This window comes from Arthrobacter sp. StoSoilB13, from assembly GCF_019977255.1.
Lineage (GTDB): Bacteria > Actinomycetota > Actinomycetes > Actinomycetales > Micrococcaceae > Arthrobacter.
This window is the reverse complement of record NZ_AP024647.1, coordinates 1,190,410-1,205,375: the sequence shown is the minus strand read 5'-3', so window position 1 is coordinate 1,205,375 and position 14,966 is coordinate 1,190,410. Positions and strand designations below refer to the sequence as shown.

General features: G+C 62.3%; 10 protein-coding genes, 2 tRNA genes and 2 pseudogenes. 11 read left to right on the top strand and 3 right to left on the bottom strand.

Translation table 11 applies throughout. The features are described from left to right. Positions 1 to 100 precede the first annotated feature (100 nt). Together LDP01_RS05710 and LDP01_RS05705 are read left to right on the top strand one after the other, a co-directional pair. Positions 101 to 1,153, top strand: a complete 1,053-nt coding sequence (locus LDP01_RS05710; protein ID WP_224090841.1) for a 3-isopropylmalate dehydrogenase — start codon at positions 101 to 103, stop codon at positions 1,151 to 1,153. 117 nt (positions 1,154 to 1,270) lie between these two features. Beyond that, positions 1,271 to 2,383 carry a branched-chain amino acid aminotransferase gene (locus LDP01_RS05705; RefSeq protein WP_224090838.1) on the top strand — a complete coding sequence of 371 codons (1,113 nt, stop codon included), beginning with the start codon at positions 1,271 to 1,273 and terminating at the stop codon, positions 2,381 to 2,383. Positions 2,384 to 2,678: 295 nt separating this feature from the next. Here the strand turns inward: LDP01_RS05705 and LDP01_RS05700 are convergent. Next, a protein-coding gene (locus LDP01_RS05700; protein WP_527249057.1) for an IS3 family transposase occupies positions 2,679 to 3,892 on the bottom strand; the annotation gives its coding sequence in 2 pieces (ribosomal slippage) (positions 2,679 to 3,631 and positions 3,631 to 3,892; 1,215 coding nt in all). 180 nt (positions 3,893 to 4,072) lie between these two features. On the opposite strand from LDP01_RS05700, the pseudogene LDP01_RS05690 reads away from it, so the two are divergent. The 8 genes and pseudogenes from LDP01_RS05690 to LDP01_RS05655 all read left to right on the top strand — a co-directional run bounded on the left by LDP01_RS05690 (position 4,073) and on the right by LDP01_RS05655 (position 12,063). Next, positions 4,073 to 4,892 (top strand): annotated as a pseudogene (locus LDP01_RS05690) (MBL fold metallo-hydrolase). Positions 4,893 to 4,931: 39 nt separating this feature from the next. Beyond that, the gene (locus LDP01_RS05685; protein ID WP_224090832.1) at positions 4,932 to 5,708 is read left to right on the top strand and encodes a fumarylacetoacetate hydrolase family protein; all 777 of its coding nucleotides are present in this window, start codon (positions 4,932 to 4,934) and stop codon (positions 5,706 to 5,708) included. A gap of 121 nt (positions 5,709 to 5,829) precedes the next feature. Beyond that, complete coding sequence (gltX, locus tag LDP01_RS05680; protein WP_224090829.1) at positions 5,830 to 7,350, top strand: glutamate--tRNA ligase; 1,521 nt, start codon at positions 5,830 to 5,832, stop codon at positions 7,348 to 7,350. Positions 7,351 to 7,362: 12 nt separating this feature from the next. Then, a complete protein-coding gene (locus LDP01_RS05675) occupies positions 7,363 to 8,091 on the top strand; it encodes an HAD family hydrolase (protein WP_224090828.1) in 729 nt (242 codons plus the stop codon). A 137-nt stretch (positions 8,092 to 8,228) separates the two neighbouring features. Continuing rightward, positions 8,229 to 8,300, top strand: a tRNA-Gln gene (locus LDP01_RS05670). 127 nt (positions 8,301 to 8,427) lie between these two features. Continuing rightward, positions 8,428 to 8,500: transfer RNA gene (locus tag LDP01_RS05665), tRNA-Glu, on the top strand. A 107-nt stretch (positions 8,501 to 8,607) separates the two neighbouring features. Beyond that, positions 8,608 to 10,446, top strand: coding sequence for a dynamin family protein (locus tag LDP01_RS05660; protein ID WP_527249056.1), 1,839 nt, complete (start codon positions 8,608 to 8,610; stop codon positions 10,444 to 10,446). Then, a pseudogene (locus LDP01_RS05655) lies at positions 10,443 to 12,063 on the top strand (GTPase). Before LDP01_RS05660 ends, LDP01_RS05655 begins: the two are co-directional and overlap by 4 nt. Positions 12,064 to 12,071: 8 nt before the next feature. Here the strand turns inward: LDP01_RS05655 and LDP01_RS05650 are convergent. Both LDP01_RS05650 and LDP01_RS05645 read right to left on the bottom strand, forming a co-directional pair. Next, positions 12,072 to 12,608 (bottom strand): DUF1697 domain-containing protein, encoded by a 537-nt coding sequence (locus LDP01_RS05650; RefSeq protein WP_224090826.1) that lies wholly within the window; start codon positions 12,606 to 12,608, stop codon positions 12,072 to 12,074. Positions 12,609 to 12,635: 27 nt separating this feature from the next. Next, complete coding sequence (locus tag LDP01_RS05645) at positions 12,636 to 13,355, bottom strand: IclR family transcriptional regulator (RefSeq protein WP_014922101.1); 720 nt, start codon at positions 13,353 to 13,355, stop codon at positions 12,636 to 12,638. A 151-nt stretch (positions 13,356 to 13,506) separates the two neighbouring features. Between LDP01_RS05645 and leuC the strand changes: the two genes are divergently transcribed. Further along, a complete protein-coding gene (leuC, locus tag LDP01_RS05640; RefSeq protein ID WP_224090825.1) occupies positions 13,507 to 14,958 on the top strand; it encodes a 3-isopropylmalate dehydratase large subunit in 1,452 nt (483 codons plus the stop codon). Positions 14,959 to 14,966 lie beyond the last annotated feature (8 nt).

Genomic DNA, 14,966 nt, shown 5'->3' with positions numbered 1-14,966 from the left:
TGGGCCCGGGCGTCATGCCCTGGTCTGATTCGTGCTGGTGGCCTGTTCGAAGTGTGAGACGATTTTGACCAACATGTGGATTGCTTGGCTAGATAGACCTATGAGTGCATCGTCCATCAATCTCGCTGTCATCCCCGGTGACGGCATTGGCCCCGAGGTCATCGCCGAAGCCATCAAGGTCCTGGAAAAGGCTGTCGCCGCCGATGGCGTTGCCCTTGAGCAGACCCACTACAAGCTCGGTGCGCAGCACTGGCTTGAGACGGGCGAGACCCTTCCGGACGAGGTCCTTGCAGACCTCCGTACCCGCGATGCCATCCTCTTCGGTGCTGTTGGCGCCGCACCCGGCGACACCCGTATTCCTTCGGGCATCATCGAACGCGAGATGCTGCTCAAGCTCCGCTTCAGCCTGGACCACTACGTGAACCTGCGTCCGTCACGCCTCTACGGAACGGTTGGCAGCCCGCTGGCCAACCCCGGCACCATCGACTTCATTGTGGTGCGCGAAGGCACGGAAGGTCCCTATGTGGGCAACGGTGGAACGCTGCGCGGCGGAACCCCGCACGAAGTTGCCACCGAAGTCTCCCTTAACACTGCCCATGGCGTGGAGCGCGTGGTGCGGGATGCATTCCGCCGCGCCAGCGAACGTCCGCGCAAGCACGTCACCCTCGTCCACAAGCACAACGTCCTGGTCTTCGCCGGACACTTGTGGAAGCGCACCGTTGAAGCAGTGGCCAGCGAATTCCCCGAGGTCACGCACGACTACCTTCACATCGATGCTGCAACCATCTTCATGGTCACCGACCCCTCCCGCTTCGATGTCATCGTCACCGACAACCTTTTCGGCGACATCCTGACCGACCTCGCAGCTGCCGTTACGGGCGGCATCGGCTTGGCGGCATCGGGCAATATCAACATGGACCGCACAGCACCGTCCATGTTCGAACCCGTCCACGGCTCAGCACCGGATATCGCCGGACAGCAGAAAGCCGATCCCACCGCGGCCATCCTCTCCGCAGTGCTCCTCCTGGACCACCTTGGCTACACCACGGCGGCCCGCAAGATCGAGGCGGCAGTGGTCGCCGACGTCGAAAGCCGCACCGGCGAGCCGCGCTCTACTGCGGCGATCGGCGATGCCATTGCGGCGGCACTTTAGGCCCATTTCTCAGGCGTAAGCTTGTCTTGAATTATTTACCTGCTTCCCTGGTCCACCGCTGAACCGCTTCCTCCGGGACCCGTTTCGCGCTACCAGGTAGCTGACTGTGGAGGAAACATGACTCAGACTGCCCACGGCGTCGAATTCAGCCAGCAGCTTTCGGAAAACCCGAAATCTGCTGAGGAGCGTGCAGCCGTCCTGGCGAACCCAGGCTTTGGCGATTACTTCACCGACCACACCGCCGTCGTTGACTACAAAGTCGACGCCGATGGAAATGGCGGTTGGCAGAACGCCCGGATCGAGCCCTACGGACCAATCTCGCTGGATCCTTCGGCCGCAGTCCTGCACTACGGCCAGGAGATCTTTGAAGGCCTGAAGGCATACCGCCACGCTGACGGTTCGGTGTGGACCTTCCGCCCCGAAGCGAACGCCGCGCGGCTGAACAAATCGGCCCGCCGCCTGGCCCTCCCGGAGCTGCCCGAGGAATACTTCCTGGGTGCTATCCGTGAGCTCGTGCAGGCGGATAAGGAATGGGTGCCTTCCGGCGACGGTGAAGCTCTGTACTTGCGCCCCTTCATGATCGCCACCGAGGCCTTCCTCGGTGTGCGGGCCGCCCGGGAGGTATCCTTCCGCGTTATCGCCTCTCCAGCCGGCAACTACTTCGGTGGCGAACTGAAGCCCGTTTCCATCTGGATTTCCCGTGAATATGCACGCGCGGGCCGCGGGGGAACAGGTGCAGCCAAGTGCGGTGGCAACTACGCCGCCTCCCTCATCGCGCAGCAGGAAGCCGAAGCGAACGGTTGCAAGCAGGTACTTTTTCTGGACCAATTCAATGACGACGCCGTGGAGGAACTCGGCGGCATGAACGTCTTCTTCGTCATGAAGGACGGCTCGCTCGTTACCCCCGCACTGACCGGGACCATCCTGGAAGGTGTCACCCGTTCGTCCGTAATCCAGGTTGCCAAGGACATGGGCCGCGAGGTTTCCGAGCGAAAGATCACCCTCGACGAATGGCGCGAGGGAGTTGCTTCAGGCGAAATCGCTGAAGTCTTCGCTTGCGGTACGGCGGCCGCGATCACCCCGATCGGTGTCCTCAAGGACGCCACGGAATTCATCGGATCCGAGGACGCCAAGGCAGGCGAAACCACTATGGCCATCCGCCGGCAACTCCTGGGAATCCAGACCGGTACCGTCGAGGACACCCACGGCTGGCTGACCCGCCTGGTTTAGTCCAGTACACAACTGAAACGAACGACGGCGGCCCTTCTGTTTGGTGACAAACGGAAGGGCCGCCGTTGCCATGCCCCCGATGTTCTCTCACATCCTGACCGTTTGGCGGGAATGTTTTCTCACATCCTGACCGTTTGGCGGGAATGTTCTCTCAGATCCTGACCGTTTGGCGGGAATGTTCTCTCAGATCCTGACCGTTTGGCGGGAATGTTTTCTCACACGCGGAGGGGTTGGTTGACGTCAACGGTGAGCCCTGCGCTCGTCAAGTTTTTGAGACAGTTCTCGTTGTTGTTGGTTAGGCGGCCAGGGGTCCCTGAACGGTGGTTTGGTAAGCGGTGTGGGCTGTTACGGGTGGTGCGCCGCCGGCCCGGCGGTTGGGTCGGCGGCGGTTGTACCAGCCCTCGATGTAGTCCATCACGGCGGTCCGGGCGGCGAGCCTGGAACCGAAGCGGTGGTGGTGGTAGAACTCGGTTTTGAGGTGGGAGAAGAAGTTCTCGGCGACCGCGTTGTCCCAGCACACCCCTACCTTGCCCATGGACTGAGTGACCGCGTTGGTGCCGCACCATTGCTGGAATTCCTCAGAGGTGTACTGGGCGCCGCGGTCGGAGTGGAAGACCACAGAATCCTCGGCGAAGCGCCCGTGGTTCCGGGCCATCTGCAGGGCCGCGGTGCACAGGCTCGCACGCATGTGTCCGGCCATGGACCAGCCAATGACCATGCCGGAGAACAGATCGATGACGGTGGCCAGGTAGAGCCAGCCTTCGCCGGTGCGCAGGTAGGTGATATCGCCGACCAGACGGGTCCCGGGCACGGTGGAGGTGAAGTCGCGTTTGCCGTCGGTGTCGAGCATGTGGTTCTCGATGTGGGCGGTCTTGGCCTGCGGGTCCTGGACCGTGGTCTGTTTCCAGGCCCGAGTTCGGATGGCACGCAGACCGGTCTCGCGCATGATGGCTCCGACGGTTGGGGCGGAGACCTTGGTCCCGGCCGCGTTCAGCAACAAGGCCAACTGGTCCCGTCCGGCACGGCCTTCCTCCTTCGTATAGAGGTCGGTGACCGCGGTGACCAGATCCTCATGCCGCACGGCACGTGGTGAGGGCCCGGCGGGGTTGCGCCACCGATAGAACGAGGCCCGGGAGACCTTCAATGCCCGGCACAGCCACACCACTGAATGGTTGGCCTTCTCCGCTTCGATGAACTCGTAGAAATCCTCTACTTTTGCTTCGCGGCAAAGAAGGCGCTGACTTTTCCCAGGAACTCGACCTCGGCCTTCAACCTGGCGTTCTCGGCCAAGGCCTCTTGGTGTTCTTCCCAGGCAACCGGGCCCCTGTCCTCGGACGGGACAGGGGCATTTGGTTGACGTTCCCGATGTCGGTGAAGCCAGTTCCCCAGCGTGCTTTCCTTCACCCCGATCTCCTCGGCGACCTGCTTCACCGAACGGTTCGTGGACAGCACCAGCCGCACTGCTTCCTCACGGAAAGCGGCATCATATTTTCTTCTGGGCGTGGTCATCTGAAACGAATCTCCCATCAAGCTGTCTCAGAAAACCATACGGCCGCACCCGCCGTCGAAGTCCAAATGAGCGAGGATCGGTGGAAACGGGACAGGATGTGAGCGAGGATCGGTGGAAACGGGACAGGATGTGAGCGAGCATCGGAAGTGGTGCAAGATGGGACGGTGACTTCAGAATCCATGGGGACTTCCAGCGACTCACCTTTCAGCGACTCACCTTCCGGCGATTACACCTCTGCGCTGCAGCAGAGCAGCACCCTCACCCGCTTCCGGCTGGCACCAAACCCGGGCCCGATGAGCCTGGATGGCACCAACTCCTACGTCATCAGCGCGGGGGATTCGGGCCATGTTGCCGTCGTGGATCCCGGTCCGGAAGACGAGGGGCACCTGGCTGAGCTGGCAGCGGCCCGGGGTGGTGGACGTCGTGCTTATTACGCACCGGCACGCTGACCACACTGCAGCGTCCGCCAGATTCCATGAACTGACAGGCGCTCCCGTCAGGGCTGCTGCCGCGGAGTACTGCCACGGTGGCGAGCCTCTCGTGGACGGCGAAGTGCTCCATGCCGGCGGCGTGGAGATCCGTGTCCTGGCAACCCCGGGCCACACGTCGGATTCCTTGTGCTTCCACCTCCCCGAGGACGGTCCCACAGGCTCCGTTCTGACGGGTGACACCATCCTGGGCCGTGGCACCACTGTGCTGGACTACCCCGATGGCCGCTTGGGCGATTACCTTGCCAGTCTGGACAGGCTCGAATCCCTGGGCCCGGCTACGCTCCTTCCCGCCCACGGACCGGTGCTTGCAGCCCTGGACGTGAAATGCCGCGAGTACCGCGAACACCGCCAGCAGCGGCTCGACCAGATCAGGGCTGCGTTGGCACAGCTCGGCCAGGATGCGCCGATTGCCGCAGTCACTGATGCGGTGTATCCCGACGTCGACCCTTCAGTCAGGTGGGCAGCTGAGACGTCGGTCGCAGCGCAATTGGACTACCTTCGCGGTTAGCGGGCAAACGTCCATGCGCCGGAAGGTAGGCTTGAGCCCATGCGTATCGCCCGGTTTGTAGTTGATTCTGATCCCCTTTATGGCGTTGTTGAAGGCGAGCCCGGTAGTGAGGAAATCACTGTCATCAACGGCGACCCCTTCTTCAATGGCGTCGAACGTACCCACGTGAAGCACAAGCTTGAGGATGTCCGGCTCCTTGCCCCGATCATTCCGCGCAGTAAGGTGATCGGCGTTGGGCGTAACTTTGCCGAGCATGCTGCTGAGCTGGGCAACGAGGTTCCGCAGCATCCATTGCTCTTCCTTAAGCCGAACACCTCCGTCATCGGGCCAAACGATCCGATCATCCTCCCGGAGTTCTCTGATGAAGTCTCCTTCGAAGCGGAGCTTTGCGTCATCATCGGCCGTATTTGCAAGGACGTCCCCGAGGAACGCGCCGACGACGTCATTTTTGGTTACACCTGCGGAAACGACCTCACGGCCCGTGACGTGCAGAAGACCGACCTCCAGTGGGCCCGCGCCAAGGGCTTTGACACCTCCGCTCCGCTCGGCCCGTGGATCGAAACTGAACTTGATCCGGACGACCTCTCCATCCAGGGCCGGCTCAATGGTGAACTTCGTCAGGACGGCAGCACCAACCAGATGATTCGCGGCGTGCGCGAGCTCGTCTCGATCGTCTCCCAGGCCTTTACGCTCCTTCCGGGCGATGTCATCATGACCGGGACGCCTGCCGGCGTGGGCCTGGTCAATGAGGGCGACCGCTTCGAAGTGGAGATTGAAGGCATCGGGCGCTTGTCCAACCCCGTGGTTCGCCGCTAGCGGCCGCACCAGAGCATAGGGCCCGACGACGGCACGCGGCTTTCGTACGAAAGGCGCGTGCCGTCGTCGAGCCTTTCCGGCGGGGAACCGGGCCGATATCAAGCGGTAAAGTTGAAGCACTATGACTACTGCTTCTGCGTCCAGCGCTGCCTCCAGCGCCATCCCTGCCGTCAACGCCGAGACTCCAGTCCGCGTGCGCTTCTGCCCGTCGCCTACGGGAACGCCGCACGTTGGCCTCATCCGCACCGCCCTGTTCAACTGGGCTTATGCGCGCCATACCGGTGGCAAGTTGATATTCCGCATTGAGGACACTGACTCTGCCCGCGACAGCGAGGAGAGCTACCATCAGCTGCTGGATGCGCTGAAGTGGCTCGGCATCGACTGGGATGAGGGCGTCGAGGTTGGCGGCCCACATGAGCCATACCGCCAGTCACAGCGTGGAGGTATCTACCAGGACGTCATCGCCAAGCTCAAGGCCGGGGGACATGTCTACGAGTCATACTCCACGCCGGAAGAGATCGAAGCCCGCCACAGGGCGGCCGGCCGCGACCCCAAACTGGGCTATGACGGCTTCGACCGCCACCTGACCGAGGAACAGCTTGCCCAGTTCAAGGCCGAAGGCCGGGAAGCCGTGCTGCGCCTTCGCATGCCGGATGAGGATCTGACCTTCAAGGACCTCGTCCGCGGGGAAATCACGTTCAAGGCCGGTTCCGTGCCTGACTTCGCGGTTGTGCGTGCCAATGGTGCTCCGCTGTACACGCTGGTGAACCCGGTGGACGATGCCCTCATGGGCATCACGCACGTCCTTCGCGGGGAGGACCTCCTGAGCTCCACGCCCCGGCAGATCGCACTGTACCGGGCTCTCTACGCCATCGGCGTGGCGGAGTACATGCCGGAATTCGGTCACCTGCCCTACGTCATGGGCCAGGGAAACAAGAAGCTTTCCAAACGGGATCCGGAATCCAGCCTCTTCCTGCACCGCGAGCGTGGCTTCATCCCTGAGGGCCTGCTCAACTACCTTTCCCTGCTGGGCTGGTCGCTGAGCGCGGACGAGGACATCTTCACGGTGGAGCAGCTTGTTGCCAACTTCGACATCCACGATGTCCTGGGTAACCCTGCGCGCTTCGATCTGAAGAAAGCCGAGGCCATCAACGGGACCCATGTGCGCCTGCTCGAGCCGGAGGATTTCAAGCAACGGCTCGTCCCGTACCTCCGGGCTGCAGGTTTCGTGGGGGAGATCCTTACCGCCCGGCAGGAGGAGATCCTCGCTGAGGCGGCTCCGCTGGTTCAGGAACGTATTACCCTGTTGGGCGAAGCCCCTGAAATGTTGGCCTTCCTCTTCAAGGCGGACGACGCGATCGATGTTGCCGACGACGCCCGCAAGGGGCTCCCGGAGAACCTGCAGGAAGTGCTTGACGCGGCACTTGCTGCGTTGGAGCCCATAGAGGATTGGACCGCTGAGAACATTCAGACGGCACTTAAACAGGCTTTGGTCGAGGATCTGGGCATCAAGCCCCGAGCTGCCTTTGGGCCGGTGCGCACCGCTATTTCAGGCCGACGTATTTCTCCGCCGCTTTTCGAGTCAATGGTGATCCTGGGTAAGGATTCTTCATTGGCCCGCGTTCGCGCGTTCCGGGGCTAAGCGGCAACGGTCATGGCTATTGAAAGCTCCTTCGGAACTATCCGCGGTGTTCTGTTCGACATCGATGACACCTTGGTGGACCTTGAGTACGCCATGACAACGGCTTTGCGTGATGTTAGCGAGCATCTCCTGCCCGGCCTTGACCAGGCCGGGTGGGTGAAGTTCGGCCGCATCTTCACGCACGAAACAACGCATTTCTATGACCGCTACCTTGCTGGCGAACTGACCTTCAATGAGCAGCGCCTTTTGAGGGGCCGGGCGGCCCTGGGCCACTTTGGGGTGGAGCTCGGAGACGGTGAGGAATCGCAGTCGTGGGTTGCTGACTACCATCAGCGGCAAACGGCATACGTGCGCGCTTTCGACGACGTAGCTGGTGTGCTGGATGCGCTCGACGCTGCGGACATTCCCTACGGTGCCGTCAGCAACAACGTTCATGACTACCAACGGGCCAAGTTGGATGGCGCGGGCCTGTCCAGGATCAAGATCCTCGTAGGAACGGATACGGTGGGCGTGCCGAAGCCGCATCCTGCCATCTATCTGGAGGGCGTGCGGCTTCTGGGGACAGAACCAGGCGAGACTCTCTACGTTGGGGACAACCGGCTTCTTGATGCTGACGGCGCAACTGCGGCCGGCCTGATTGGCGTGTGGCTCAACAGGACCGGGGAAGAAGTCGAAGAGTTCGCCGGGCGTCAGGTGGATTCGTTGTCGAGACTGCTGATGAGGGCACCTTCTGCGGCCTGACATCCGTGTGATGCAGGTAACGGCTTCGCGATTTGTGCAGGTGGCAAGACTCCGGTAGAGTCATTACTCGTGCTGAGGGGCACGGAGGGAAAAGCCAAGGGAAACCACGGCGACGAACTCCGGTCCGAAAGTCACTTTGGGATATGGTGTAATTGGCAACACTACGGTTTCTGGTACCGTCATTCTAGGTTCGAGTCCTGGTATCCCAGCTCTGAAATTCCGCGCTATTGCAGCGGAAAATCAGAATTCCAGATCGCTTCGCCGATTTGGAAGAGAGCTGAAAGTATGAAATACTCATTCAGCTTGTTCGCCGGAAACGGTGACAAAAAAGTGCAAGGCCCCATCGTATAGCGGCCTAGTACGCCGCCCTCTCACGGCGGTAACGCGGGTTCGAATCCCGCTGGGGTCACAAACAATTCCCCCGGAACTTTGGTTCCGGGGGAATTTTTGGTTCAAGCGCATTTGTGGTCATGAGCCGGCATTCCGGGTTGGCGCCCCGACATTCCCGCGCTCCTTATGACCCGCGGACAGTCTTTGGGCTGGCATGATGATGCTGTGACCGCACATGAAGAGCCGCCAAGAGCAGGGACCAGCCCTGTCGCCAATAAAGCACAGGCTGATGCTGTCAACACCCTTGAAGCGGCCCGCAACGAACTGGCCGGCATCACCTTGCCACTCGCCCTGCCCGACGCCGAAGCCGGTCGGCGCTTGATCAGGGAGACCCTCGCGCAGCTCGACGACTACGTGATTCCCCGGTACCGCAGCCTGGACGCGCCGCTGTTGGCCGTCGTAGGAGGTTCCACTGGCGCCGGTAAATCGACGCTGGTTAATGCGCTGGTAGGCTACCCGGTCACCCGTGCCGGAGCTATTAGACCGACAACGCGCCAGCCGATCCTCCTCCACCATCCGCAGGATGGCGAGTGGTTTGAGGGCCAGCGCATACTTCCCAACCTGGAGCGAATCAGGGGTAGCGTCCCTGCGCAACCATTGCCGTCAAATCAAGCCGGGGTCGAACCGGATGCCCAGGCAATCACGTCCCTGGTGCTCGTGGGTTCCGATCATGTGCCCCCGGGCGTGGCGATTCTGGATGCGCCGGACGTTGACTCCATTTCCGATAACAATCGGAGGCTGGCAGGTCAGCTCCTCGCCGCAGCGGACCTTTGGGTGTTCGTCACCACGGCAAACAGATACGCCGACGCCGTCCCGTGGCGCCTGCTCCTGGATGCGGCTTCGCGGGACATCACGGTCGCCGTGGTGCTGGACCGCGTGCCACCGGCAGCGGAGGAAGAGGTCCGGACGGACCTGAAGGCGATGTTGGATCGTCAGGGCCTGGCTGCTGCAGAACTCTTTGTGGTGCACGAAAGTGGTTTGGATGATTTGGGAATGCTGCCGCCCGAAACTGTCAGTGGGCTGAGACTTTGGCTTGCCGGCCTTGCCGCTGACGCTGCCGGACGAGCGGACGTTGCAAGGCGTACGCTCAACGGAGCCATCAAAGCGGTGAGCGCCCGGTTTGAAGCTATTGCAGCTGCGGCTGCGGCCCAGGATGCTGCGGCCCATGAGCTGAGCTCCGTCTGCGTTCACGAATACGACGACGCCCTACTGCGGATTCTGGACGCGACCAAGGACGGTGCGCTGCTCCGCGGCGAAGTGCTGGCACGATGGCAGGATTTTGTGGGAACGGGTGAATTCTTCCGGGCCTTGGAGCAGAACATCGGGCGCATGCGGGACCGGATCGGAGCATTCTTCAGGGGTGAACCTGCGCCGGCCGTAAAAGTCGAAACGGCGATCGAAACGGGCCTGCAAGCGGTGATTCTCGATGAGGCCGCCAATGCCGCAGAAAACGTCGACAGGCGCTGGCGCTCGGATGCGGCAGGCCGTCAACTCCTGGGTGCCGCAGATCTTTCAGGAACCAGTCCTGGCTTTGACGCGAAGGCCGCGGCCGCCATCCGCTCCTGGCAGGAAGGACTCATGGAACTGATCCGCACCCAAGGTCAGGAAAAGCGCACGCAGGCCCGTTGGCTCTCCTTCGGCGTGAACGGTCTTGGCGCAGCACTGATGGTGGTGGTTTTCTCCATGACTGCCGGTTTGACCGGCTTGGAGATAGGCATTGCCGGGGGAACGGCTGTGGTGGGGCAGAAGCTCCTTGAAGCTGTCTTCGGTGAGGATGCCGTCCGTCGGCTTGCCCAGCAGGCCAGGGCCGATCTTCACACGTCCTGCCAACGCCTCCTCGAGGAAGAGCGGAACAGGTTCCTCAGCAGGCTGGAGGCCACTGGTTTGGAGCCTGGCACCGTTCATGGCGATATGGACCTCGCCCGCCATGCCAAGGCACTCCGTCGCCTGGCAGGGGCGGCATGAGCCGGCACAGCCAAATCCGGGAATCGTCCCAACTCCAGCGGCGGCTCGAAGCGCTCAACACAGCACGGGAACTGGCCGAGGGAGTGCTGCCCGAGCAGGATCTGCAATCCGTGTATGAGGTCCTTGAGCGGGCAACTTCCAGGCGCTCGTTGTCGGCAGGACACACGGTGGTGGGTTTCTTCGGGGCCACAGGAAGTGGCAAGTCTTCCTTGTTCAATGCCGTATCCAGCAGCAATCTGGCAACCGCGGCAGCCCGTCGACCCACGACGTCCGCGCCGTTGGCGGGAATTTGGGGCGAGGAAGGAAGTGGGCCGCTGCTGGACTGGCTCGGAGTGCAGGAGCGCCACAGCCTGCCCGGGCTCCCAGGGCCTGGCCACTGCGGAGAGCGGCCTGATCCTGCTGGACCTTCCCGACTTTGACTCAACGAAAGTGGAGAACCGGGAGGTAGTCCAGCGCATGGTCGGGATGGTGGATGTCCTGGTCTGGGTACTGGACCCGCAGAAGTATGCAGATGCCGCCGTGCACAACGACTTCTTGCGCCCGATGGCCTCCCATGGAGCAGTCACACTTGTTGTCCTCAACCAAATAGACAAGCTCAATGACGCGGACACCGCTGATGTGCTTCATTCCCTGAAAGGAATCCTGGAGCGCGACGGTCTGGCGGACGTTCGCGTCCTGGGCGCCTCGGCACTGTCCGGCGAAGGCATCGACGCCGTCCGTGGTGCCATCCGGGACGTCGTGACCCAGCGGGAGGCAACCACAAAACGCCTGGCTGCCGATGTCTCCAAGGCTGCAGCCGAACTGTCCCTGGCTTCGGGTGCAGGCGAGGCCCGCGGCATCAAGGCAAGCACCAAGGCCAAGCTCGCCACTGAATTGTCGACGGCGGCCAACGTATCTGTGGTGGTTGATGCGGTAGCGCGATCCTTCAAGAGGGAATCGGCGCGGAGGACGGGATGGCCCGTGACGCGCTGGTTGCTGCGCTTCCGGCCGGATCCCCTGAGGAGGCTGAACCTGGGCAGGCAGGACACCAGGCCCGAGCTCAACCGGACTTCCTTGCCGGTAGCCGGCGCACCCGAACGTGCGAGGACAGATGCCGCCGTGCGTGATTTTGTGGATGAGGCTTCTGAAGGCGCACCTGGCCCGTGGCGGGCGTCCATCCGTGGCGTGGCCAGGGAAGGCCGCGAGCAACTGCCGGATGCCCTGGACCAAGCCATCGCCGGGACGGATCTCAAAACGTCAAAACGTCCGTTCTGGTGGTTGTTGTTCAACTCACTCCAGTGGATCGCGCTTCTCCTGGCAGTTGGTGGCCTCGGTTGGCTTGGGGTCCTGGCTGCGCTCGGCTATTTCCAAATGCCCGTTCCGGAGGTGCCGAGGACCGAGGGATGGCCTTGGCCCACGTTGATGGTGGCCTGTGGTGTGGTTCTGGGGATCGTTCTGGCCATCTTCGGCAGAATCATCGGCGGCTGGGCCGCGCGGGTGCGCGCCAAGGGCGTGGCCAAGAGGCTCACAGTGGCAATAGCAGGCGTAGCTGAGCGGCGCATCGTGGAGCCGGTGGAGGTGGAGATTGCCCGTTTGGGTGCCTTCAATGCAGCCTTGAAAGCCGCGCGTAAAGGATAGGGATACCTCTAGAGAGCGGCCGCAGCGTCCTTGACTTTGATCAACGTCCGAAGGTTCCGCGTTGTGGTGCTGGCCTTGTACCGCGGCTTGGCGGAGAGTTTGCTGAAGGGACTGGCCAAGGTTCCTCCGGCGGGTGCCAACCATGCGGAAGCTTCCGGTCCAAGCCGCACCTGTTCCACGCCACCAAGGGCCTCTCCGGCCTCAAAGAGTTCGTCAAGCATGGCTTTATCGGAGGTGAGGGTGATGTAGCTGTGCGTGGCCTTGTCGTCGGCAGGGTAGGGGCAGGCATCCACGAGCTCGGCTACCCGCGAAGCAGTGAGGACAACAACCCAGGCGTCGTAGCCGAAGGATTCACGCAGGCACTTTTCGAACTGGACCTTGACATCCTTGATGCTCAAATCACTCTTCAGGACAACGTTTCCACTCGCCAGCAGCGTCTTGACGTCAGAGAATGGGTAGCCCTTAAGTGCTGATTTCAGTTCGGCCATCTTGATGTTGATCCCGCTGACGTTGATGCCCCTAAGGAATACTGCGTAGGTGGTCATGGACGTCCCCCTTCAATGACGGCAGGTCTAGTCGTTGTTCTTGCGCAAAGCCTCTGTCAGTACCCGGGCGGCATTGCAGACGACCTCGGCGTGCAATCGTCCTGGCTGGCGCGTGAGGCGCTCAATCGGACCTGAAATGGAAACCGCGGCTATGACCCTTCCGGAGGGTCCACGGACCGGAGCGGAAACCGAGGCGACCCCTGGCTCGCGTTCGCCCAGGCTTTGACCCCAGCCCCGGCGTCGTACTCCTGCCAGGACGGTGGGCGTAAAGCGGGCGTTCTGCAATCCTTCCAGCAGGCGGTCGTGGTCTTCCCAGGCGAGGAGGACCTGTGCGGCCGAGCCGGCTTTCATGGACAGCTGGGTTCCCACCGGAATGGTATCGCGCAGCCCGATCGGACGCTCCGCTGAGGCAACGCATACGCGCCAATCGCCCTGCCTGCGGAAAATCTGGGCGCTCTCGCCGGTAGCGTCCCGCAGCTGGATGAGTACCGGCCCGGCAGAGGCGATGAGCCGGTCTTCGCCAGCCGCGGATGCGAGCTCCACCAGGCGACTGCCCAGAACGAAGCGTCCCTGGATGTCGCGACTGACCAGCCGGTGGTGGACCAAGGCCAGCGCGAGCCGGTGAACGGTGGGCCGGGCGAGGCCCGTGGCCGCTACAAGTTGCGCAAGTGTCGTTGGCCCGGCCTCGAGGGCATCGAGTACTTGGGCCGCTTTATCAATGACCCCGACTCCACTAGAATTGTCCATGTAATGATATTGCCGTCTCAATATCTGAGATGCAAGTTGTTTCACTGGCCTATTTTGCAACCGTGCTGCTTCAGTGGTTGGAAGAGTTCAGTGGTTCGAAGAACAGTTCAGCGGATGAAGAACATCCAACTTCAGTGAAGGGAGCAAGGCCGTGGGAAAGACACTGGCCGAGAAAGTCTGGGACGCGCACGTTGTGCGCAAGGGTGAAGGCGAAGGAGCCAATGCCCAGCCCGACCTTCTTTTCATTGACTTGCACCTGGTCCACGAGGTGACGTCACCGCAGGCTTTCGAGGGGCTGCGCCTTGCCGGCCGCAAGCTGCGACGCACCGACCTCACCATTGCCACGGAGGACCACAACACTCCCACCCTGGACATCGACAAGCCCATCGCGGACCTCACCAGCCGCACGCAGATTGAAACGCTGCGCGCCAACTGCAAGGAATTCGGCGTCCGCCTGCACTCGCTCGGCGATAAGGAGCAGGGCATCGTGCACGTCGTGGGTCCGCAGCTGGGCCTGACCCAGCCGGGCATGACCGTGGTGTGTGGCGACTCGCACACCTCCACGCACGGCGCCTTCGGTGCACTTGCCATGGGCATCGGAACCTCTGAAGTGGAACACGTCATGGCAACCCAGACGCTGTCCTTGAAGCCGTTCAAGACCATGGCTATCAACGTCGAGGGGACGCTGCGCCCGGGAGTTACCGCCAAGGACATCATCCTGGCCGTCATTGCCAAGATCGGTACCGGCGGAGGCCAGGGCTACGTCCTGGAATACCGCGGCTCTGCCATTCGGGCCCTGTCGATGGATGCCCGGATGACCATCTGCAACATGTCCATCGAAGCCGGCGCGCGTGCCGGAATGGTGGCTCCGGACCAGATCACCTACGACTACATGCAGGGCCGTCCGCATGCGCCCGAAGGCGCCGACTGGGACGCCGCCATCGAGTATTGGAACACGCTGCACACTGACGACGACGCGACGTTCGACGTCGAAGTGGACCTCGATGCGAACACCCTCGAGCCGTTCGTCACCTGGGGCACCAACCCCGGCCAGGGCGTTTCGCTGTCAGCCAAGGTTCCGTCCCCGGAGGACTTCGGCGACGAGAACGCCAAGGCTGCCGCCGAGCGCGCGCTGCAGTACATGGGCCTTGAGGCGGGCACCCCCATGAAAGACATCCGCGTGGATACCGTCTTCCTGGGTTCCTGCACCAATTCCCGCATCGAGGACCTTCGTGCTGCCGCCGACATCATCCGCGGCCGCGAGAAGGACCCGGATATCCGCATGCTCGTGGTGCCGGGTTCCGCCCGTGTCCGGCTCGAAGCCGAAGCCGAGGGCCTGGATAAAGTCTTCAAGGATTTCGGAGCCGAGTGGCGCTTCGCCGGTTGCTCGATGTGCCTGGGCATGAACCCGGACCAACTGGAGCCGGGGGAGCGCTGCGCTTCAACGTCCAACCGCAACTTTGAGGGCCGCCAGGGCAAGGGCGGCCGTACGCACCTTGTCTCTCCCGTGGTGGCTGCCGCGACAGCCGTCCGCGGAACGCTGAGCTCGCCGTCGGACCTTGAGCCGGCTTCTGCAGGCACATTGACCGGAACCGCAGTCTAGGAGGATCC